This is a genomic window from Domibacillus indicus (genome assembly GCF_000970685.1).
Taxonomy (GTDB): Bacteria; Bacillota; Bacilli; order Bacillales; family Domibacillaceae; genus Domibacillus; species Domibacillus indicus.
Map to the genome: position 1 here is coordinate 440,234 of NZ_LAJB01000007.1, position 20,847 is coordinate 461,080.

At 43.6% G+C, this 20,847-nt stretch carries 18 protein-coding genes and 1 riboswitch; of the genes, 4 read left to right on the top strand and 14 right to left on the bottom strand.

Annotation, left to right across the window (positions count from 1 at the left end; genetic code table 11):
• Positions 1-194: 194 nt before the first annotated feature.
• On the top strand, positions 195-914 hold the full coding sequence (locus VP98_RS10355) for a hypothetical protein (RefSeq protein WP_046175290.1): 720 nt from the start codon (positions 195-197) through the stop codon (positions 912-914).
• On the opposite strand, the gene VP98_RS10360 is transcribed toward VP98_RS10355, so the two are convergent.
• Positions 911-1,315, bottom strand: a complete 405-nt coding sequence (locus VP98_RS10360; protein WP_046175291.1) for a hypothetical protein — start codon at positions 1,313-1,315, stop codon at positions 911-913. The two genes, VP98_RS10355 and VP98_RS10360, sit on opposite strands and share 4 nt — an antisense overlap.
• 417 nt (positions 1,316-1,732) lie before the next feature.
• On the opposite strand from VP98_RS10360, the gene VP98_RS10365 reads away from it, so the two are divergent.
• Positions 1,733-2,125 (top strand): hypothetical protein, encoded by a 393-nt coding sequence (locus VP98_RS10365; protein ID WP_046175292.1) that lies wholly within the window; start codon positions 1,733-1,735, stop codon positions 2,123-2,125.
• Between the two features lie 38 nt (positions 2,126-2,163).
• Here the strand turns inward: VP98_RS10365 and VP98_RS10370 are convergent, their stop codons facing one another.
• From VP98_RS10370 to VP98_RS10405, 8 genes are all read right to left on the bottom strand, one after another.
• Complete coding sequence (locus tag VP98_RS10370; RefSeq protein ID WP_046175293.1) at positions 2,164-2,409, bottom strand: hypothetical protein; 246 nt, start codon at positions 2,407-2,409, stop codon at positions 2,164-2,166.
• A gap of 38 nt (positions 2,410-2,447) precedes the next feature.
• Complete coding sequence (locus VP98_RS10375; RefSeq protein ID WP_046175294.1) at positions 2,448-3,074, bottom strand: TVP38/TMEM64 family protein; 627 nt, start codon at positions 3,072-3,074, stop codon at positions 2,448-2,450.
• A gap of 98 nt (positions 3,075-3,172) precedes the next feature.
• On the bottom strand, positions 3,173-4,060 hold the full coding sequence (locus VP98_RS10380) for a TIGR01777 family oxidoreductase (protein ID WP_046175295.1): 888 nt from the start codon (positions 4,058-4,060) through the stop codon (positions 3,173-3,175).
• 137 nt (positions 4,061-4,197) lie between these two features.
• Complete coding sequence (locus VP98_RS10385) at positions 4,198-4,872, bottom strand: 4'-phosphopantetheinyl transferase family protein (protein ID WP_046175296.1); 675 nt, start codon at positions 4,870-4,872, stop codon at positions 4,198-4,200.
• Between the two features lie 12 nt (positions 4,873-4,884).
• Positions 4,885-8,457, bottom strand: a complete 3,573-nt coding sequence (locus tag VP98_RS10390; protein ID WP_082087908.1) for a non-ribosomal peptide synthetase family protein — start codon at positions 8,455-8,457, stop codon at positions 4,885-4,887.
• A 50-nt stretch (positions 8,458-8,507) separates the two neighbouring features.
• Positions 8,508-10,151 carry a methyl-accepting chemotaxis protein gene (locus tag VP98_RS10395; protein WP_052712206.1) on the bottom strand — a complete coding sequence of 548 codons (1,644 nt, stop codon included), beginning with the start codon at positions 10,149-10,151 and terminating at the stop codon, positions 8,508-8,510.
• A 224-nt stretch (positions 10,152-10,375) separates the two neighbouring features.
• Positions 10,376-10,459: riboswitch (cyclic di-GMP riboswitch) on the bottom strand.
• Between the two features lie 644 nt (positions 10,460-11,103).
• The gene (locus VP98_RS10400; RefSeq protein ID WP_046175297.1) at positions 11,104-11,505 is read right to left on the bottom strand and encodes a hypothetical protein; all 402 of its coding nucleotides are present in this window, start codon (positions 11,503-11,505) and stop codon (positions 11,104-11,106) included.
• Positions 11,506-11,598: 93 nt separating this feature from the next.
• Positions 11,599-12,558, bottom strand: coding sequence for a glycine-rich domain-containing protein (locus VP98_RS10405; protein WP_046175298.1), 960 nt, complete (start codon positions 12,556-12,558; stop codon positions 11,599-11,601).
• A gap of 449 nt (positions 12,559-13,007) precedes the next feature.
• On the opposite strand from VP98_RS10405, the gene VP98_RS10410 reads away from it, so the two are divergent.
• Complete coding sequence (locus VP98_RS10410; protein ID WP_052712207.1) at positions 13,008-14,276, top strand: M48 family metallopeptidase; 1,269 nt, start codon at positions 13,008-13,010, stop codon at positions 14,274-14,276.
• A gap of 97 nt (positions 14,277-14,373) precedes the next feature.
• Here VP98_RS10410 and VP98_RS10415 read toward each other — a convergent pair whose 3' ends face one another.
• A complete protein-coding gene (locus VP98_RS10415) occupies positions 14,374-15,921 on the bottom strand; it encodes a histidine kinase N-terminal 7TM domain-containing diguanylate cyclase (protein WP_046175299.1) in 1,548 nt (515 codons plus the stop codon).
• Positions 15,922-16,195: 274 nt separating this feature from the next.
• Between VP98_RS10415 and VP98_RS10420 the strand changes: the two genes are divergently transcribed.
• The gene (locus VP98_RS10420) at positions 16,196-17,092 is read left to right on the top strand and encodes a patatin-like phospholipase family protein (RefSeq protein WP_046175300.1); all 897 of its coding nucleotides are present in this window, start codon (positions 16,196-16,198) and stop codon (positions 17,090-17,092) included.
• A gap of 61 nt (positions 17,093-17,153) precedes the next feature.
• Here VP98_RS10420 and VP98_RS10425 read toward each other — a convergent pair whose 3' ends face one another.
• From VP98_RS10425 to VP98_RS10440, 4 genes are all read right to left on the bottom strand, one after another.
• Positions 17,154-18,383: a DUF418 domain-containing protein gene (locus VP98_RS10425; protein WP_046175301.1), complete on the bottom strand. Its 1,230-nt coding sequence runs from the start codon at positions 18,381-18,383 to the stop codon at positions 17,154-17,156.
• A 227-nt stretch (positions 18,384-18,610) separates the two neighbouring features.
• Positions 18,611-19,408, bottom strand: coding sequence for a DUF4097 family beta strand repeat-containing protein (locus VP98_RS10430; RefSeq protein WP_046175302.1), 798 nt, complete (start codon positions 19,406-19,408; stop codon positions 18,611-18,613).
• Complete coding sequence (locus VP98_RS10435) at positions 19,401-19,961, bottom strand: DUF1700 domain-containing protein (RefSeq protein ID WP_046175303.1); 561 nt, start codon at positions 19,959-19,961, stop codon at positions 19,401-19,403. The genes VP98_RS10430 and VP98_RS10435 overlap by 8 nt, the downstream gene beginning before the upstream one ends.
• A complete protein-coding gene (locus VP98_RS10440) occupies positions 19,954-20,277 on the bottom strand; it encodes a PadR family transcriptional regulator (protein WP_046175304.1) in 324 nt (107 codons plus the stop codon). Before VP98_RS10440 ends, VP98_RS10435 begins: the two co-directional genes overlap by 8 nt.
• Positions 20,278-20,847 lie beyond the last annotated feature (570 nt).

A 20,847-nucleotide genomic window follows, 5' to 3' on the forward strand; every position in this document is an offset into this window, starting at 1 on the left:
CGCTTTATTCAACGAAGTAATAAGCCTCCAGGCTGTACCGGAGACCTATTTTTTAAAAGCATTTAAAAGACAGCATCGTCTGCTGGCCGCTGTAACGTTCAAAAGGAAGTTTTCCCTCGATTTTGAATGGATAAAGAAAGAAGACGGCATTCTATTTCCGTATACTGTTTTCTTACTATTGAAGGAGTGGTTTGATGATTTATTGTGATATTGCTGTTCCCATTAAATACCCAGGCACCTTATCCGGCTGCGGGACCGAGCAAATTGAACCTTTTATGTTTGACCGGCCGGCGCGTTTTACAGTATACCGGCATGAAACGGAACCTCATTTTATTATGAAAGACGATCATCACCGCTGGTATCTGGCGGTCCGCTGGAAATTCACTTCATTAACCGATGTAAAATACGCCCGGCAGGTTCACCGCCCCTCTTATGTGGACGAAGAAGTAACGTTAAAGCTGGTTGATTATCTTGAGGACATGAACCTTGCTCCTCAGCTGGATGACTTTGATAAAGCATTTGTTCATACGACTGTATTCGCTGAAGATTTGGATGATATTCCCGCCAGCAGGCAGCTGCGCATCGCCAATGCTGACGGTGAGGATGATCCTTCCGTCATGCAGTGCATCCACTTTATCGAGAATAAATACAATGGCCGGCGGACCCGCTTTCTGGCCGGTTTTGAAACCCGCTCCATTGCAACCGTTACCGAAAACCGCTACTATTTGGAGCATATCCATCTGCCTGCTTCTTCTTTTCTTTACCTGCAGTATTTTACTTTCTTCCAGCAGTACGGCCGGGTGCCCTCAAAGCAGATGATGGCCAGGCTCCTTGAAAATCTCTGGGCTTCTGCCCAGGCTATGAACAACAGGTGGAATCGTTCACTGCTGGTGACGGAGCAGGTTGAAAATTAAGCACCTGACTGCTGGCGGCTGAATGTAACCCGAAAGCCGCCTTTTGTTTTTTTGCCTTTAATCTCGAGCACATGCAGCCGGTGCTTCGCTTTTAGCGTATACGTTCCCTGCCTGCTTTCTGTAAATATCTCTCGCCAGACCGTTTCTTTTCCGTCCCTCCATTCGAGGCAAAGCTCTCCTTCTTCAACTGTTACTTCATAGGTAAGAGCCGCCACTTCTCCATGTCTGAAAAAAAACGAATAGTATTCAGCTCCATGGAACTTTTTATATGATACGCTCAGCTTATCGCCAAAATGTTTGTATGCATAGCCTATTTTTACTACCATTTTAAGCAGGCCGCATTTAAACAGCACATAGCCGATCAATCCAATTATCAAAATTGGTACAATAGATTCTCCCATCCCATACACCTCTCACTCTGTTAAAAAGGCTTCCCCGGTTTAGGGAAGCCTTGATCTTATTTTTTATTCTATCAAACTGGATAAGCTGACACCATGGTTTCAGTCCGGTTTCATGCGAGGAAAAGCCGCTATTTCATTAAACAAAATCACTGCGTTTCATGGATATTATATTTATAAGCAGCCGGATCATCTAGCTGTATATAAAACAATCTCATAACAAGGGAATCCTCTTTTGCAGTATCCGGCTAAATGGATCGATTCATCTTCCTGCTGCTGTTAACCGCTGCAGAAAGGCTTCACCCTTATAAAAAGGAAGACAGAAAACCGGGAATCCAGTAACATAAATAACAGGTTTATATTTTTTCCTTCTGGGCATGATAGGAGGTATAAAAATATAAAAGAGAGGAACGGTGAGAGATGGAAGACATTATTAGCCGTGTCGCATCGCTGGAATGGCTGACGATGGGAAATGCAGTAAAAGCCGTGTCTTATACCTTTTTCTTTGTGACCGTCGCTGTTTTTGCCTGGCAGGTGTTCCGCTGTATCCGTAGTGTTAAACATGCCATTTCCTTGAAAAAAGTCAGTTTAAAAGTGATTGGCCAAAGTTTGATTACGCTTTATATTATATTAGTTATACTGCTTTCAGCCGGGATTAACGGACTTACAGGAATCTTCTGGGTATTTTCCTTTATCGGCTTTTCCCTCACTGTAATTTTCTGGATTGACCGATCGGCAAAGCGGGGCACTAAACCAGAAAAGCTGAGACAGCCTCTTCAAAAAAGACGGCTGAAAAACAAACTGGGCGTCTAGCCCTTTTTTTCGGATGGCCGGGCTTCGCCTGCCTTCTTTTAAAGCTCTGTGCTTTCGCTACAAAAAAGCCAATTCTCTTTAACAACAGAGAGCCGGCTGGAGGGTTCTACTCTAGTGGTTACCTTGCTTTTACGTTGATAATCGCTTTTCCGTACTGATCCATTGCCTGCCGGTACGCTGTTACTGCTGTTTTTAATGGTTTTCATATACTTTTCAACTCTTCTTTTTTCTCTTAAAATCTCTCTTTTTCTTAATTTTTCTTTCTTTTTTATTTTTCGTTTCACCTGAGAGGAAAACTGCTGTCATACTAAAAAGCACCGGATTATTCCGGCGCTTTGTTCATTTTCCTATAGACAATAATATAATTGATGATCATAATAACAAGCACATAGAATCCATATAGCCCAAAAGAAAACCATTTATTTTCAGAAAAACTCGCTCCGGCAAATGACAGCAGGAGAATATTCGGCAATTTCCCAATCGCTGAGGCAACGAGAAAAACAAGTCCGTTTACTTTACTCAGCCCACAGACAATATTAACAACTGGCGATGGCACAATAGGGATTAAACGGACAAATAAAATAGCCAGGAACGCATTTTTATTTAGCTTTTCCTCATACTCTTTTACCTGGGGATGCTGCGAAATTTTCGCCTGCGCCCACTCTTTAAAGCCGTACCGGGCAATATAAAACAACAGCATGGTCCCAAGCATCGAGCCGCTGAGCGTAATGATAACGCCTTGAGGAGTGCCAAAAATGCCGCCAATTAATCCCGCCAGCACTGGAAACGGAACGATTGGCACGAATACGCAAATGGCCACCAGTACCATGCTGATGAGAATGGAATATGTCCCGCCCTCGTTTACAATTTCGAGGAGCGCCTCTTTTTGGGTGATGCCCAGTATGAGAATGCCGGCAAGTACCGCCAGACTGATAACTTTTTTTATCATAAAGCACCTCTTCTTCTGCAAATGTTTCTTTTAGATAGTTTACCATATACAAAAGAAAGAAATGCATCTTCCTCCGGCAAATGTTTGTCCATTCCGGTTTATTTGGATAAAATATGCTGAAATGCATTATCAAGTGTTTTAAAGGTGAAAACGTAGCCTTCCTGCTCCAGCCTTTCTGGGAGGACCCATCGGCTTTTGAGCACTAGCTCCGTTTCCGTTTTGATAACCCTGGCGCCAAGCTCCAGCAGCCACCCAGGCGACGGCAGGCCGAAACGGACATTCATTGCTGATCTTAGCTTTTGCATCAATTCGCGGTTTGTAACAGGATGCGGAGCCGAGCAGTTAAAAATGCCGCTCAAGTCTTCTCTATCTTTTAAGAAAAGAATAATTTGAAACAAGTCCTCGATATGAACCCAGCTGAACATCTGCCTGCCGCTCCCTTGAACACCGCCCATCCCAAACCTTGCCAGATTGCGGTAAGGAGTCATCACGCCTCCCTCTTTGCCCAATACAATGGCGATACGCAGGGCAATTTGCCTTGTTTCAGGCAGATCGAACGAAAAAAAGGTTTTCTCCCAGGCTGTGGCAACATCCACCGAAAATCCAGAACCTATTTCCCCCGTTTCTTCTGTCATCGGCCGGTCTTCTGAATGCCGATAAATGGTGGCTGTGCTTGAGTTCATCCAGGCCTTTGGCGGGTTCTTACAGGCCAGAACTGACTCTCCAAGCAGCGTTGTCGTTTGCACTCTTGAATTCATAATTTCCTGTTTGTTTTTTTCATTATATCGGCAGTTGACAGATTTTCCTGCCAGATTAACTAGCAGCTCGGCTCCTTCCAGCGCTTCTTTTATTCCGTTTTGATCATCCCACGAGATGTACGGCGACTGCCGTGAAATGATGTGGACTTCGTAGCCGATTTTCTCAAATTTTGATTTAAAATAATGGCCAATAAACCCTGTACCGCCTGCTAATACGACCTTTTTCATGTAGAAAACCTCCATCTTTTGCAAACTGGTTTCTTTCCCTGTCCATTGGCAGTGGTACTAAGTTTCTCATTATGTACATTTATTTTAGCATAATCAGGAAATCTCTTTAACAATATAAATATATGCGCCAAAACGCCTCAGTCAAAAAATGACTGAGACGTTTTGAATAAAAGTTGATTATTGACCAGTTCTTCTTCTGACAGCTCCTGTATCGTGTACCGGGCAGCTTTTTCGGAACAGATCGACAGCGTCATATTTTCCTTAAAAGGAACGGTGTAGAAGAACAAGTTGTTTTCTTTTTTATTTTTGGATTTTGTTATTTCTGCAATAACTAATTCGGGATCTTCCAGAAATCCGCTGCCAAGCATTTTCACATAAGCTTCCAGCTTTGTCCAGAGAGCGGTCCATTCACTGAGGGAAATCGCTTTTCCTTCTGCCCCGAACAGATCAGCCGCTGCCAGCCGCTCCACATCTGTTTTCCGGAAGTTTTTTTCCAAATCTATGCCTATTTTCCATTCGGACCAGGCTGCAGCAGCAATTCCACTGCTGTGCGTGATAGACAATTCCCCTGAAGCTTCCCGTATATATGGCTTTCCCTTTTCATCATGGCACAGGACAGCAAAAGGGTTTCCTGTTACATACTTGGCTAAGGCAAGCCCTAGCAAAGAGTCATATCTGCTTTCAAATGACAAATACTTATCCAGATACAGCCCTTCTGTTTCATGAATAGACTCATATAACGCCTCGTAAACTGTTAAGCGGTAGCTCGCCTCTATCCAGCACACCGAGGCGGCGTTTGTTAAGCTGTTCATGCTTTTTCTTTCTTACTTGCCGGCAGGCCGGGGCAGGTAGCCGGCATTCACTGCATAATCAAGCAGCCGATGGATAAATGCTTCATCTGGCTCGGGACAAACAATACCCTTTGCGCCCGCCGCTTTTGTTGTTTGAGGGCAGGCGTATGTGATCGGCGAATTTTTAGCGCCGTCTCCTTCTAAACCGGCAATAGCCAGCTCCACTCCCTCCCGGCTCTTGCGCTCATCCGAATATAGCCACGACTCAAACTCCGCCGGAGGCAGCAAATCAACTTGATAGCCATAAGATGCCAGACTGCTGATTAACGCTGTATACGGCAGGCTGTGCGGATTGCATATGTGAAAAATCCCGCCGACTGCCTGATCGTCTGTCACGATTCCTCTGATGGCTTTGCTCGCATAGTCAACCATCGTGAAATCCATATTAGCTTGAACATCCGGTGCTTTTCCTAACAGAATAAAGCTTTTAATCATCCTGTAAACCGCATTGGCGTCAATATTTTTTTGAAAAATACCTGTTTTATGCTGGCAGCTGATATTTCCGGGACGTACGATGGTCACAGGCAGCCCATTTTGATAAAATGCTTCAACGAGCTTTTCCGATTCCAGCTTGCTGTTTGTATATAAACTGCTGACGGCTGGCGCTTCTGAAATCCGGTCGGACGCGAGGAAGGCGTCCCAATGGCCTTCCATTGCCAGATCTTCCGGGATACCGATCGTTGACACATAATGGAACCGGCAGCCATCCAGCCTGGCAGCCAGCTTTAATAAATGCTCTGTTCCTTTTACATTGGCGGAATGGAAGGACTCCTGATCACCAAAGTGCCGTACATCGGCACCGCAGTGAAGAATGGCATTCACCCTTGATTCGATCAGCTGTTTGTCTTCCACTGACAGCCCTAGCTGCTCTTTACTGAAATCCCCCGCAACTATTTGGATTCGCTCGTCGGCATTATACATATTCCAAAAATCAGCCGGTGCATACATCTCAAGAGCCGATTTTACTTTTTGCTCTGCTTCCGCTCTGCTGCTGCCTCTGACAAGTACATAAATACGGGCGTTTGTTTCTTTTATAAGCTCTATCAAAAGATGCGATCCCAGGTAGCCGGTTGCGCCTGTTAAAAGAATATCCGTCTGGTCCACAAGTTTCGATACCCGGGCTGCTTTCAGCTTTACCGGGTGCTCCACAAGCTTGATTTCATCCGCTGGAAAAATGCTTTCCTGGCGTTCCTCTTTTGCACTGTCCGCTTTTTGAGCCAGCTCCTGAATCGTTGGATGCGTAAAAAAGTCGTTAATTTTCAAAGCAGGAAAATCTTTTTTAAGCAGCGATAAGGCTCCCAGTACTTTTAAGGAATGGCCTCCCAGTTCAAAAAAGTTCTCATCCACTCCGACTGTACGGATACCCAGGCTCTCCTGCCATGCTTCTGCAATTCTTTTTTCTGTATCTGTAACAGGCAGCTTTTTATCTCCCTCATTTGTTTGGGCAAGAGGCAGCGAGGATAAATACTTGCGGTCTACCTTGCCTGTTGGCGACAGCGGGATGGATGCCAGCTTAACAAAATAAGAAGGAACCATGTAAGGAGGCAGCTTCTCGGAAAGATATTCGATTAGTGTTTTTGAATCGATCGTCATATCATCCTTTGTTGAATAATAAGCAGCAAGAACCGTATCGCCATTCACTTCTTTTGTTACAACTGCCGCGTTAGCAATCAGAACTGACTGAGCAAGCGCATCTTCAATTTCACTTAATTCTACACGGAAGCCGCGTATCTTGACCTGCAAATCTTTTCTTCCGACAAATTCGATCTCTCCATCCGGCAGCATTTTCACTATGTCACCGGAACGATAAACCGTATCCTGGCTGAAAGGTACCTGAACAAAAGCGGCGGCTGTTTTTTCAGGCAGATTAATATAACCGGCTGACAGCCCTTCTGTTTCAATTAACAGTTCGCCTTCCACCCCAATAGGGCATAATTTCATGTTATCGTTCACAATATACGTTTTATAGTTGTGTACCGGCTTCCCGATCGGTATATTGATCACGCCTTCTTCCAGCCTGCCTGTTACTTTATAAAAGGTTGAGATGACCGTACACTCTGTCGGACCATACAGATTTACCAGCTCAATCAGGCCAAATTTATCTTGAAACAAACGAACAACTTCCCCGGTCAGAGCTTCTCCGCAGACACCCCATGATTTTATACCGGAAAAGCAGGCTGCTTCTTTCTCATCAGCATAAAGTGAAAATTGCTTTAACACACTTACCGGCACAGCAGGGATATATGTAATCCCCTCTCTTGTTACCATCTGTGCAAAGGAAGAAACGTCTACCCGTTCCGCTTTTGTAAGCAGATGAAGCCGCGCCCCTGTAAACATCATAGGACAGAGCTCTAAAAGAGAAGCGTCAAATGTCAGCGTATAAAACTGTGTCAGTACATCTTCAGAAGTAGTGGGAAAAATATCGGTTAATGCATACCCAAGCCCGACAATGCTTTTATGGGAAATTTTCACTCCTTTTGGATTTCCAGTCGAGCCGGATGTATAAATAATATAAGCAAGCTGCGTTTCCTCTGTGCCGTCAGAAAAAGGAGCTCCTTCCGCTTTGATTGCGCTGATCGGCACAATCGTTGTCTCCAGTCCGCCCAGCATTTCTTCAAGCTCTGCTGTATAAGCTTCCTGTGTGAGCACTGCTTTTGATGCAGAATCCTGAATAATGTACCGTGTTCTTGCTTTAGGATTGTCAGGGCTCAATGGCACATAAACAGCGCCAGCTTTAAGAATACCGAGCATGGCAGTGATCATTTCAACGCTCCGCTCCATGTAGACCGAGACATACTCTCCTTTTCGAATTCCGCTATCCTGCAAGTAACGGGCGATCTGGTTAGATCGGCTGTCCAGCTCCGCAAAGGTAACAGAACCGGCTTCAGACGAAAGAGCCGTTTGATCAGGATATAAACGGGCTGTTTCTGAAAAGACGGCATGCAATGTCCGGCCGGCCGGGTATTGCTTTTCCGTACTGTTAAATTTTTGCCACAGCATTTTATCCTCAGAAGTCAGGAGCTCCAAGTCTAAAATATCTTTTTCCGGAAAAGCAATCATATCCCTGGCCAAAATCTCAAAGCTGTCCAAATATCTGTTTTCGCATGACTCGTTAATAATTGACTCCTGGCCTGATAAATAAAATTCCATTCCTGTTTTCGTAAATTGCAGATCGGCTGCTTCGCTCAATATTCCACTGTCTGAAAAAACCAGTATGCATGTACCTGTTTCATTTCCTGCTCCTTGCAGCGCCTGTTCCACACTGCTAATAACGGCATTTGCCGTTATTCCTTTTGCAAATATTACTTCTGCAGGATAATACCGTCCATTTCGGTGAAAGTCTATCTGCAGCATTTCTTCTCCCGTCATCCGGTGTACCCAGATAACAAAAGCAGCCGCAAGTGCTTCATATTGCTGATAAGGAAGTTGTTGCTGCCTGCTCAGAAACAGTGTCTTGTTTCTGCGGTAGCGAATGTCCGCAGGAAACGGAAGAGTTCCTTTGGCCGGGTATGTAATTGTTTTTGTTTCTTGTATTAACGTGTTCACGATTGATCCTCCTGAGAAAAGGCCTTCTTTAAAAAGGAGACCTTTGTAGTTTATGCATTTAATTCCGACACAACTTTTTCCAGATCACTGACAACATCGGTCATCTCCTGGGCGGTGCCGATAATGTTTTCAAAAGACTTATGCTGCTGTTCAATATTGCCGGAAATGGCCATCGTCGTTTGATTGTTTTGCCGGGCCAGCTCAGACAATTGCTTGAACGTTAAAATAATGTCGCTGTTTTCTGCTGCCATTTCCTCTGCTGCAGAAGACACTTCTTGAATACTTGCGGTTACTTCCTGGGTAGCGGCTAAAATATCGGCAAAAATTGCGCCAGTTTCTTCAACTGCTTTCACACCTTCATTTACATAAGCAGCATTGTTGTTAATCGAATTAAACGCGTCATCCGTCTCTTTCTGAATATACGCAATCAGTCCTTTGATCTGTTCCGCTGACTGTTTGGACTGCTCGGCCAGTTTTCTAACCTCTTCTGCTACGACCGCAAAGCCTTTCCCCTGTTCACCTGCACGGGCTGCTTCTATTGCCGCATTCAAAGATAAAAGGTTCGTCTGGTCGGCAATACTGGTAATCAGCTCGACAATGCCGCTGATTTCTTCTGAGCGTTTTTTCAGCATCGAAATGCTGTTTTCCGAATTTCTAGTTGATTCATTAATCAGGGTCATCCGCTCCTGGACAGAAGAAACAGAATAATTGCCGTTTGATGCCCGTGTTTCCATATCCGCCGCCAGTTCACTTACAGCGGATGTGTTTCTGGCCACTGTTTCCACTACCTGTGACCATTCTTCAAGTGAATACAGCGCTTCTGCTGTAGAGGTTGTTTGAGATTGAAGCCGTTCAGACATGTCGGCTACTTCTCCTGTAATCTCTGTCAGGCTGTTTCCTGTCGAATGAATGGAGCTGAATAAGCTTTCAGACCGGATGTTTGTTTCATGCGAGGCCCCTTTAATCGATTGCAGCAGCCCGCCAATATTTCTTGTCATTTTGTTAAACTTCCCGACAACCACACCAAGCTCGTTCTTTGATTCTTTAAGTTCGAAATCGAAATTCCCTTTTGTGGCTTCTTCAATCCCATAGATTAACTCTTGAATAGGCTTGAAGGTTTTGGTGACTGATTTATACTGCCAAAAACTGAATACCAGCAGCAATACTAATAAAATAGAACCAACAATCCAAAGCATTTTCCGCTGATTGTCCAGATACGGTTTTGCGTCAAAATCCACTCCGTAATAAGCAAATACTTCGCCATTTTCGTTTACATATGGCTTTACGACTGTTACCCAGGTGCCAAAGTCATCTGTATAAGGCTCAGACGCGGCCATGGTTTTCGTTTGTTTCATTTCTTCGATAACCTTCACAATATTATCCGGCTGTGTATAAAAACCGCCTGTTTCCACTCCTGCTTCCGCCAGGGCATCCGTCAGAGCGGCTGGGCCTGACACATAGCGGGTATCGGTGCCACTCTCCAGTTCCGCTCCAAATATATATCCCTGTGCGACCTGCGGCTGATATTCAGATAAATCATTAAAATGCGCTTCCAGCTCCTGGCCGGTCTCACTATCTCTCTTCTTACTCTCCAGTAAACGGGCCGCATCCTCTGCGGTTACATCTTTTGACCATGCTTCAACTGTTTTTTCTGAATCAGCTACAAGCTGGTCAATCGACAATTTCATATTCATATAGTTGCTTACTCCAGCAATAATCACACCCACTGCTATAGTTATCAGGCATGTGAGGAGTATGGTCTTTGTTTTCATGGACAAATTTCGCACTGCTAATCACACTCTTTCCATTTGTTTATCGATTTTTGCTTTTCAATTTTTAAAATAAAACAAAAAGTCCATCCGAAAGAAAGATGGACTTCATTTAAAACAACTCGTTAAATAAAAGTGCTTCCAGCTTCTTCGGCAGCCTGGCTGCCATAGCGTTATGCTTTAGGCCCACAGCTTTGCGTCCTTATCTTTCAATAAGTTTGCCCTTATCAGAAAATATAACAATGATAAACTATATAAGTTAAACACATCCTGCTTCTCTGAAAAAGCATGTAGAGACAGGGCTTTACCTGGACAACGGAACAATAGCGCCATCGCGCGTCTGCTTTTTTTAAAAGAAATCCTATATGGAACTAAACCGCGAATATAAAGGTATTAATTCAACTTATGCAGGTCATTTGTATTGATTTCAAACATCAATTCCTTTCTCTTTTAATAAATAGAATAATAAAATCGACAAAAGGAGACTTATTACACATATTCCTCGATATAATTATGGGTTTTTTGTCATGCTTTTTATAATAATACGAATTCCAATAGATAGCAATTATATTTTTATAAAATAAATATTATTTTTTAAAGAAATATTTTTATTTATTCGCTTTTCTGTATGGCTATTTTATGGGCTTCTTTTCTCTTTAACTGGAATAAATAACTATTATTATATAACAACTACTTTCCATACTTTTTTCCTGTTAATCTCTCAAATCATTTTCTTTATTATGTTTTCGACAAAAAGTATAAGTTGCTTCTTTAAACAAGAAAAAACGCTCTTTACAAGAGCCCCTTTTTCATTTTCCATTAAAAAAGCCAATTTCGTTTTTAAAACGAGATTGGCTTTTTCAGCTTATATGATTTTTCAGCATACACGTTTTTGAATTTCGGAAGGGATTACTTTCTGGGAGGGCATGAGCCTTTCTAGTTCTTTTAGTTGTTTGACTGCTTCCTCGTAATGGACACTATCGTTGTATGTGGCTGAAAAGTACACAGATTCTGAAGAGCATTCAAGCAGGGCCTGAACGGTTATCGCTATTGCTTCACCACTGTCTTCATCCCCAATAGCAGCATCCGGCAAGGGGCTTTCCTGCTCACTTGTAAACAAGCTTTTCCTTCCGGCGGCCGATTCAACAAGCTCGATAAAATCCTCCAGCGTTTCTGCGCGCTTCATTTTCATCACCTCGTATGTACTGTTACCCTTTTTAATAAAATCAAACGTTCTTCTTTGATTTCCTTCAAAAACAAGCGTTTCCAGCGGTTTCACCCGGTTTTTCTTCCTTAAAACTGCTATAAAAAGAGACTAAAACGAATAAATACCCCGCGGATAAGCTCCAGCGGGGTACCGTGTTTAAACTGTTTAACTGCTGCAGCCACCGCCGCAGCTGCTGCAGGAAGAGCCCCCTGAATCTGATGAACAATTCGAGGAATCTGAATCGTGATGGGAGCCATTCCGGTCATCGTCATACCGCCGGCCATCGTACCCGCTGCAGGCATATCCAGCTGCTGAATCGTTTTCCTCTTCTTCAGGCTCATGGGCGGCTTCCATTGATGTATAAAGAAGCAGGAAAAGTGCTTGATCGCTGGCTGCTATGCCGCTTTTAGATTTTGAAAGAGGCGCTGCGGACCCACTCGTGACAAGTCTTTCCTTTGCAGTAATAAGCTGCCGGGCGATCTGCCTGGAAGCAGCACAGATCAGCTCACCATGCTGGGACACGTCCGCCTTGAAAAGCGTCTGCTCGATATAGCGTTCCAGCTCCTGCCCTCTCAGTTCTTCACATTCTAAAATAAATTCCCGGTTCAAAAGACTGTTCCCAAACGGTCCCTGAATCTGCTCCGAGCCTGCATGAAAATCAAACAAAACGCTGTATACCAGCTCATACAAGGCCCGTTCATGACGGATAGAATGGTTTGTTTTCGACGCTTTCTCTGTCGGCGTATGATGAATCATCGCACCGTTAAATCGCTCACAAAATTCAGAATAATCCTTTGTAAATAAAATCATGTCATGCCAGATCGCATCCACTTTGGCACTGTACATTGGCACATTTTTCATGATTGCCGTCATACAGAAAAACCGCTTTAACTCAAGCTCATACCATTCATATTCCTGACTGGAAAGAGCTCCCTTTCCAATTAAACGCTCCTTTACCGACCCGGCCATTTGCTTATTCCATGCTTGCTCAAGCTTTCCCGCCAGCGGATCACCTTCCTTAAGACGCATCCCCAGCGTCTGTCGCAGCTCTTCCGGAAATTCCGGAAGGCTCTCTCTTTCCTTCATCCGCTTTCTTTTATTAAAGTAATTTATAATAAAAAACATCAAAAGCCCCCTTGCTGTTTCGATTCACTCATCGCCTGGTTTCATCCTAATAAATGCTTATGTATAAGCGGCCCTTTCCTATTCCAAAGCAATACCGCTGCCCTTTCTTTTATTGTACATGAACTGGTAAATAAAAACATCCGCTTTTTCAATATTGAAACACTCTTCAATAAATGCCATGTTTCCTTTCACAGGACCGGCAGCCACTTTTATCGGCCTCGCTGTTTTAAAAGGGCTGATGATCAAAATCTCGCCCATTGTATAGACTGAGCATTTAATGAATGGAATAAAGCAGACCGAATATAATGAACAGGGTGCTAAAAACCTCTCCTTGACTGCCAGAAGGGATTTATTTAAAGTAAAAAAGGTATAAAGATCTAGGATTTTCATCCTATTAGATATATTACTTTGAATCCACGGCAATTTTTTTTAGTGAAAGGAAGAGCTTATTGAAGAAATTTTTATTTGGCTTTTTTATTTTCTATCTTTTGTATGCAGCTGGCATCAGTGTGTATTTGTTAAATCTCGAGCCGGGCTATGTGCCGGCTGAATATGCCGGCACGAGTGCAGATCCAAAAGAATTTATGACGAAAAGCGAGATTGAAGAAGCACACCATTTAGATCTTATCCAGTATTTTACGTTCTTTTTACAAACACCGCTTGATGTGGTGCTGGTGCTATTCTTTATGATGATCTCGGTTAAATTGCGCAATCAGGCCATTGCCCGGTTTCGTAAATCGTTTTGGCAGATCAGCTTTTATTATTTCTTTTTCAGCCTGGTGCTGACACTTTTGTATCTGCCGCTTGACTTTTTCTTTTATAAACTGTCGCGAGAATACGGCCTGTCCAGCCAGTCTCTGGCGTCATGGCTCGGCGATATGGGCATCAGCTTTGGCCTGGATATGGTTATGGGCATTCCACTTATTTGGCTGCTTTTTTTCGCTATCAGAAAATTCCCAAAAAAGTGGTGGCTTGCTGCATGGGCTGCGTCACTGCCGTTGACTATTCTGCTTATGTTTATTGCACCCGTCTTTATTGAGCCGCTTTTCAATGAGTATAAGCCGCTGGAAAACGGCAAAATCAAAGCGGAGATTCAGCAGCTCGCAGATGAAGCTGGTATTCCCAATGCAAAAATTTTGGAGATGAATATGTCCAAGCAAACAAATACAATCAATGCGTTTGTCAATGGCTTCGGCAGCAACATGCAGATTGTGCTTGGCGACACAGCCATTAATGAGTTAGACGTCGACGAACTTAAATTTGTGATGGCACATGAAATTGCCCATTATAAAATGAACCATATTTACAAAGGCCTGGCGCTGCAGGTGATCGTCAGCTTCTTTACCGCCTTTGTAACGTTCTGCTTATTTAATTGGGTACGCGAAAAATGGGGACACCGATGGGGAATTAAAAATCAGCAGGATATCGCGGTCCTGCCGCTGTTGATTACCTCGTTCAGCATTATTTCCTTCCTGGCTTCCCCAATTGACCACTGGCAAAGCCGGCATTTTGAAGTGGAGGCTGACCGCTATGCAATTGAAGCAGCAGGAAACAGAGAAGCTGCTATTACCGCTTTTCAAAAACTAACAATAAACTCAAAATCAACCGGCTATGAACCAGCTGTCATTCATTATATTATGGGTTCACATCCCCGTATTACGGAACGAATTGATTTTCTTGAAAATTACGATGCGAGTGATTCCGGGAAAGCCGATTGAAGATGGCACACAAATTCAAGCACCAAAACGGCCCGCTCAATGCGGGCTGTTTTGGTGCTTGACAAACGCTTGCTTTCGGCTTTCCTGCTCCTCCCCTTTAAGAAAGTGTCTGTACACAGTTGCGGCCATTCCGCTTAGCAGCGTACAAAGCCTGATCGGCTTCTCTCATCAGCATTTGAACCGGTGATTCTATACTGCCGGCTTCAATCCATACCTGTGAAATACCAAAACTTGATGTAACATTCAGTGCCTTGTCTTCCACATATACAGTAGCTTCAGCAATAGCCGTCCGGAGGGCTTCTGCCCGTTCGTTTGCATCAGCCAAAGATGTATGCGGCAAAAAAATAATAAATTCTTCTCCGCCATAACGGGCCAGCAAATCTTGTGAGCGCATGCTTTTCCGGGCCGTTTCCGCTACTTTCATGAGAACAAGATCTCCTGCCTCATGGCCAAATGTGTCATTCACCTGCTTAAAATGATCTATATCAAACATGATCAGTGATACGCTGTCCCCTTTTTCTTTTATTCCGAAGCAGGCTGCTTCTGCCTGTTCAAGAAAAAAGGTCCTGTTCAAAAGGCCGGTTAAGCCATCTGTTCTGGCAAGCTTTTGCAGCTGCTCCTCCATTTGCACCCGCTCTGTTATATTAATAAACATAACAATTTTGCCGACAGGCTCCTTTTTTTTATTGAGCAGAGAAGCAAAGCGGATGTGGAAATGCAGCTTCCTGCTTCCTTGAATGAGTTTGTAATCACCTTCCTGCCCGCTCTGCAGAATGTCGGCCAGCTGCTTATCAAAGCCGAGTATCTCTTTTAAAGGCCTGCCAATGGCATCATCCGTTAAAAATGGAAGCAGCGGCTTCATTGCCCGGTTGTAATCTACGATCATTTCTCTCTGGTCCAGTACCAGTACGCCTTCTTCTAAACTCTCAAATATGGTTTCCCGTGCGACCGGCACCACATCAAACATACGGAACCGCAGCAGAGCTGCTCCATGAAATAAAAATGACGCACACATAAAGACCGGCCCGAAATCAAGACCGCCGCTCAAGCCGCTCAGGTAAAAAAGAGTTCCCGCCACCGGGATTAAAATACCGATGCCCATCATTAAAATTTGTATATGAAAACGGGACGAAACTCTTTTCAGCTGGCTGAGCAGGATCCAGGCGCCAGCCAGTACACAAAAATAGAGAAAAACAGTCTGGACCCAGAACCATGGACCTCCTTCCAGCCTGGCAACCGGATGTCCCATATTTCTGCCCAGGCCGACAGACGTGTAATAAAAATGATGATACGAATTTGTCCAATTCAGCATAACTGTGATAACCGGAATTCCAAAAAGAACGGCATACATCCACTTTCTTGGCTTTCGGGCAGCATAATCAGCGCACATAAGCAATGTGACGGCCGGCAAAAAAGCAATGGCCAGGTATTCAACTGCTACCCAGAACAAAATTTTCTCAAGCGTATCCGATGTTAACTCGAATGCATATGTTAAAGCGAAAAAAGCGGCCAAAAATGCAGCCGCGCAAAAATACTTTCCGCCGGGTGCATGCCTGATCTTAATAAATGCATAAATTCCTAAAAACGAACTGACGGAGGCACCTGCAATTAACGCAATTATGTATAGCAGCAGCTGATGCGGCATTTCTGTTCCCTCACTTGGCAAAAAGTATAATAGTATCTATTAATATATCATTTCACTTTTATTTTTTGTTGATTTATTTCCAAAACGAGTAAAACTCTTCTAAATTTAATTCTTTTTTTAGATTTACAGATACTCACTCATTTTCGTTTTCATTTAAAATGATTCCGGCAGCCTTTACCGCTGCTCTCTTACAATGTCTTTGCCTGCCATCGGTAACCTGGCGGCGGCTCCTGAGTATGATGAAACAGAGTAAAAAAGCGAAGGGGCGAAAGAAGTGAAAATAGATGCAGTATTTGAGGGCGGCGGTGTAAAAGGATTTTCTTATATTGGCGCTGTCCAGGTATTGGAAAAATCCGGCTATGTATGGAACCAGCTGGCGGGATCTTCTGTTGGTTCTATTACAGCGGCCCTGCTGGCCGCTGGCTTTACTGGAGAGGAAATGAAGGAGTATTTTCTTAAATTCCCTCTTGACCAGTTAGGAAAAAAAAGTGGAATCAGCCGTATCCCTTTTCTTGGACCCGCATTAAGCCTGGAATTTTTAAATGGAATTTATTCACTAAGCCCTTTAGAAGCGTCGCTGGTCAGTGCCTTAAAAACAAAAGGAAAGGTTACCTTTGGCGACCTTCCTGAAAACAAACTAAAAATTGTCGTGTCCGATATTACCCAAAACCGAATGGCGATCCTTCCTGATGACCTCCCGCTTTATCACCTTAGCCCTGATGAATTTCCAATCGCCCGGGCAGTTACAATGAGTGCAAGTGTACCCTTTTTTTTCAAGCCTCTTACATTGGATGGAAACCTTATCGTTGACGGCAGCCTGTTGAGCAATTACCCGATCTGGCTGTTTGATTCAAAGGAAACACCGAGATGGCCGACCTTTGGGTTCCGCCTGTCGGGATCTCCCCGGGTACATCAGCAAAAGAAAGTAAAAGGGCTAGTCGATATTTCTCTTGCATTGATTAAAACGATGATGGAAGCCCATGATAAACGGTATATTGAATCGCATAATGCAGCCAGAACGATCTTTATTAAAGGGATTCCTGTCTCCACTACTCAATTCGATATTTCCAATGAAGAAAAGCTTCAGCTGATTGAGCTGGGAAAACAAGCGGCAGAGGAATTTTTAGCAAAGTGGAACTTTACCGAATATATCCACCGCTACCGGGCGTAATCTCTTCTCTATAAGAAGTATTCATAAAAAAGAAGCAGGCTTCTCCCTGCTTCTTCCTGTCCTATGAAATGGTCTTTGTTTCTTTTTCTTTTTCGGCGGGTGCCGCCTTTTTTATGGATGGAAAATATCCGTAAGTAAGCGAACGCCACAGCCATTCAAACGGGCCGAATGCAAACTTCTTCATCCAAAAATAGCTGTATGCCACCTGAAGCACATAAATAACAAGGCAGATAAGCGTTCCTGTACCCAGGCCGACTTTCCCATAAAAATCGAGTACGAGAAAAAGGAAAAAGCAAATAATTGTCTGTAATAGATAATTAGTCAGCGCCATCTGCCCTACATAACCAAGTGGACGGAGGCGTTTTTGCCACTTTGCTTTTTGCGTCAGCAGCATAAGTGAAGTTATATAAAAAAAGCATAATGTAAAGCCGCTTAAGCTGACCAGCAGCTCCTCAACGGTGCTCTGGTAATAGCCGCCGTCAATCCATGACAGCCTTAATGCAGCCAGGCTGGCAGAAAGCGGAATGCTTATCAGCAGTGCAGTGCGCCAGATTTTCTTAACAAGCGGTAAGTAAGGCGTGCCGGGCTGAAAAATGCCTATTTTCCCCGCATAAAGCCCAAGCAGAAACATGGCCAAAACCGGCAGCATAGAAAGCGGGAGCTGTGCTGTAATCAACGGAATCTCTTTGTCAAAGCGGTACGCGATCCATTCCAGATAGCCGGCTTCTTCATACATCGCCACATATGTTGGGAATTCTTCTGATTTCTTTTCTTCAAAAGCCATTTTTAATTGTTCAAATGATTCGTTAGGCATAAAGAAAGGAACGGCCAGAACAAGGTGGCAGGCTGCGAGCAAGCTGCCTGCCCAAACTAAAAGAGTTTTATTTTTCCGCTTATAAAATAAAAGCAGCAGCAGGCCGGTAATTGCATACGTATGCAGGATATCCCCGGACCATAATAAAATAAAGTGGGCCGTCCCGATCAGCAGCAGCACAGTCAGCCTTCTCGTAAATAAGCGATTGGTCTGCATGCCTTTTTTCTCGGCCCGGCTCATAAAAATGTAGAAGCCCAGGCCAAACAGAAACGAAAAAATCGTATAAAACTTCGCTTCCACAAACATCTGCAAAAACAGGGTGAGCCAGAAATCTTTTTCCTCTTCCCCGAGCCCCTGAAATACAACGGGTGAGTGAAAAGAAGGCATATTGACCAAAAAAATGCCCAACAGAGCAAAGCCTCGAATAATATCGATCGTCAAAATCCTTTCGCTGGCAGATAACGGTGCGGATTTCATTTTCTCAGCTCCCTATTTTAGTTTTGCTGTTCGCCTGAACAAACACTGCTTTTCCTCTGTATCTTTATTCAGCTTATGAAAACACATGAATATACAGAATATTTCCGCGGGCTTTTTGATAGAAAGAAAAACATTTTTATTCTAAGGACAGAAATCTATCAAACAAAAAACAAAGCGGGCTGTAACTGGCTTTACCGCTTTGTTTTCGATTTTGGTAATCCCGCCGGCTAGTTTATTACCTCGATTTTCCCATTGTTTGTAGCCAATTTAATTATATTTTCCCCTTTTCCAAACCGGGCGTTGCCATCGTACTGATCAAGAATATTAATGGACCCGTTATCTTTATGCACATCAAAAGTAGTGTTTGTCGGTTCTTTTTCCGATTCAACGGTAATTTCTCCATTGTTCGTTACAAGCTGCATCGGCCGGTCAAGATCCTCCGTCAGTACCTTTATACGGCCATTGATGACTTTTCCTTCAATGATACCGTCTACATGGTCAAGAAAAATTTCTCCGTTATCGGCCTCCACTTTTACATTTTGTGATGTGATATCCTCTCCGGCCACTTTTCCGTTATCTATCCGCATCTGCACGTTTTGAGCTGCCAGTTCACTCACCTTTACCCGGCCGTTATTGTTTTTTACATACAGCGACTCATATGTTTTTTCCGGAAGATACACGTTTAGTGTTATATGCGTCAAAACGAAATCCATCGTGTAAAATTTTTTTTGTTTTTCATCAAGTTCTACAACCAGTGTATCTCCCTCTACGTCTGCGCGGAAAACCAGTTCACTGCTCGGCTTTTGTTTTCCCGTCAATTCCACTTTCGCAGACGATCCCGGCACAGGAACGATATTCACATCTGCATTATCTGTATCCAGCTGTACCTCATTAATTGAATTCTCATTGAATGTTTTCTCTTCTGATACCTGGACAGCTGTATTTGCCCGGCTGAATGTCAGTACACTTCCTGCTCCGCCTACAAGCAGCAGAATCAATGCGAGAATCGATAATTTCTTAATCATGCCGCAGTCCGCCTTTCACAAAAGATGCATTAAATTTCAAATACCGGATAAACCCTCTCATTACAGATTTCGTCGCAAAAAACATACCGATCAAAATAAACAAACCGATGCCGCAAAGAGCCATGGAAGTAAAAAGATCAAACCATACAAATGTGCCCAGATTAATAACCGCACTAACAAGAACAAGCAGCGGTGAAGCGACTAAAGATACTCCCATCAGCCACCCGGACAGTACGAATCCCATCAGTGCCACAAAAGGAGCCAGCACGATAATTAAGTTGAAAAAACCAAGCCCAATAACAGCCCATACTGCCCTCATCACATTGCCTGCGGTTGCAGTTGTTCTCGCTCTTTCTACTTGATGGGAAGCGGCCAGCTCTTTTCCGATCTGGCGGGGCGAGCCGAGTGCGGAAGCAATTTCCTCCTCCGATTTTCCTTCCTCAAGCCCACTGGCAAAGTATTCTTCGTAATCCTGCAAAATATCACGCCGTTCTTCCTGCGAAAGTCCCTGCAGCGCTGAATCGAGCTGCTGCAAAAATTGTTTCTTATTCACTTGATCCACCCTCTTTAATTAATTGATTGACCCCTCTGGTAAATTCATTCCATTCTTCAATCAGCTTATGAAGGTACTCTCTCCCTTTGTCCGTTAATGTGTAATACTTGCGCGAAGGACCTTCGGTTGATTCCTGCAGGTAGGTCGTAAAGTATTCTTCTTTTGTCAGCCGTCTTAGCAGCGGGTAAACCGAACCTTCCGATATTTCAATCTGGTCCGAAATCTTCTGCACCAGCTCGTAGCCGTAACGATCCTGCTTTTCCAGGAGCACCAATACACACAATTCAAGAACCCCTTTTTTAAATTGGACGTTCAACTGTTTTTCACCTCTTTCCCACTACTATATATTGTGTAGTAGTGACTCATAATTAGTACCGGTTAGAATTATAATATCACCCAGTACTGATCATTGCAAGGTACCGTATTATATTTTTTTACCTTTTTTGTCCATATATACTTAGAAAAAGGCCAGGCAGCTTCTTGAATATTCCGTTAAGCAATTCTACATTGCTTTCTGTTCGGGGCAGTATAATACAATCCAGAGCGGTAGTTGCCGTACCCGGGGCGGAAAAACGTTTAAACGCCCCGCGAATAGTACCCGCCCTAAAATAAAAAATATCGCCCCCCGATAAAAAGCCCCTTCACTTACATTAACCGCTTTAGATAAGGAATTTTCCTCCACAAAAATTGGCTGGTCAAAAAGCTTGGCACAATGCCCAGAACGGAAACCAGAACAAATTTTACCCAGACGTTTACCTCCAGTCCAGAGATGCCGTATTGTAAAACAACGAAAACAGGCACATGAAGGAAATAAACGAGAAATGCGTTGGAGGCCATCAATTTTAGCACGTGATTAGACTTGTTTCCTTTTTCTCTGAAAAGTGTT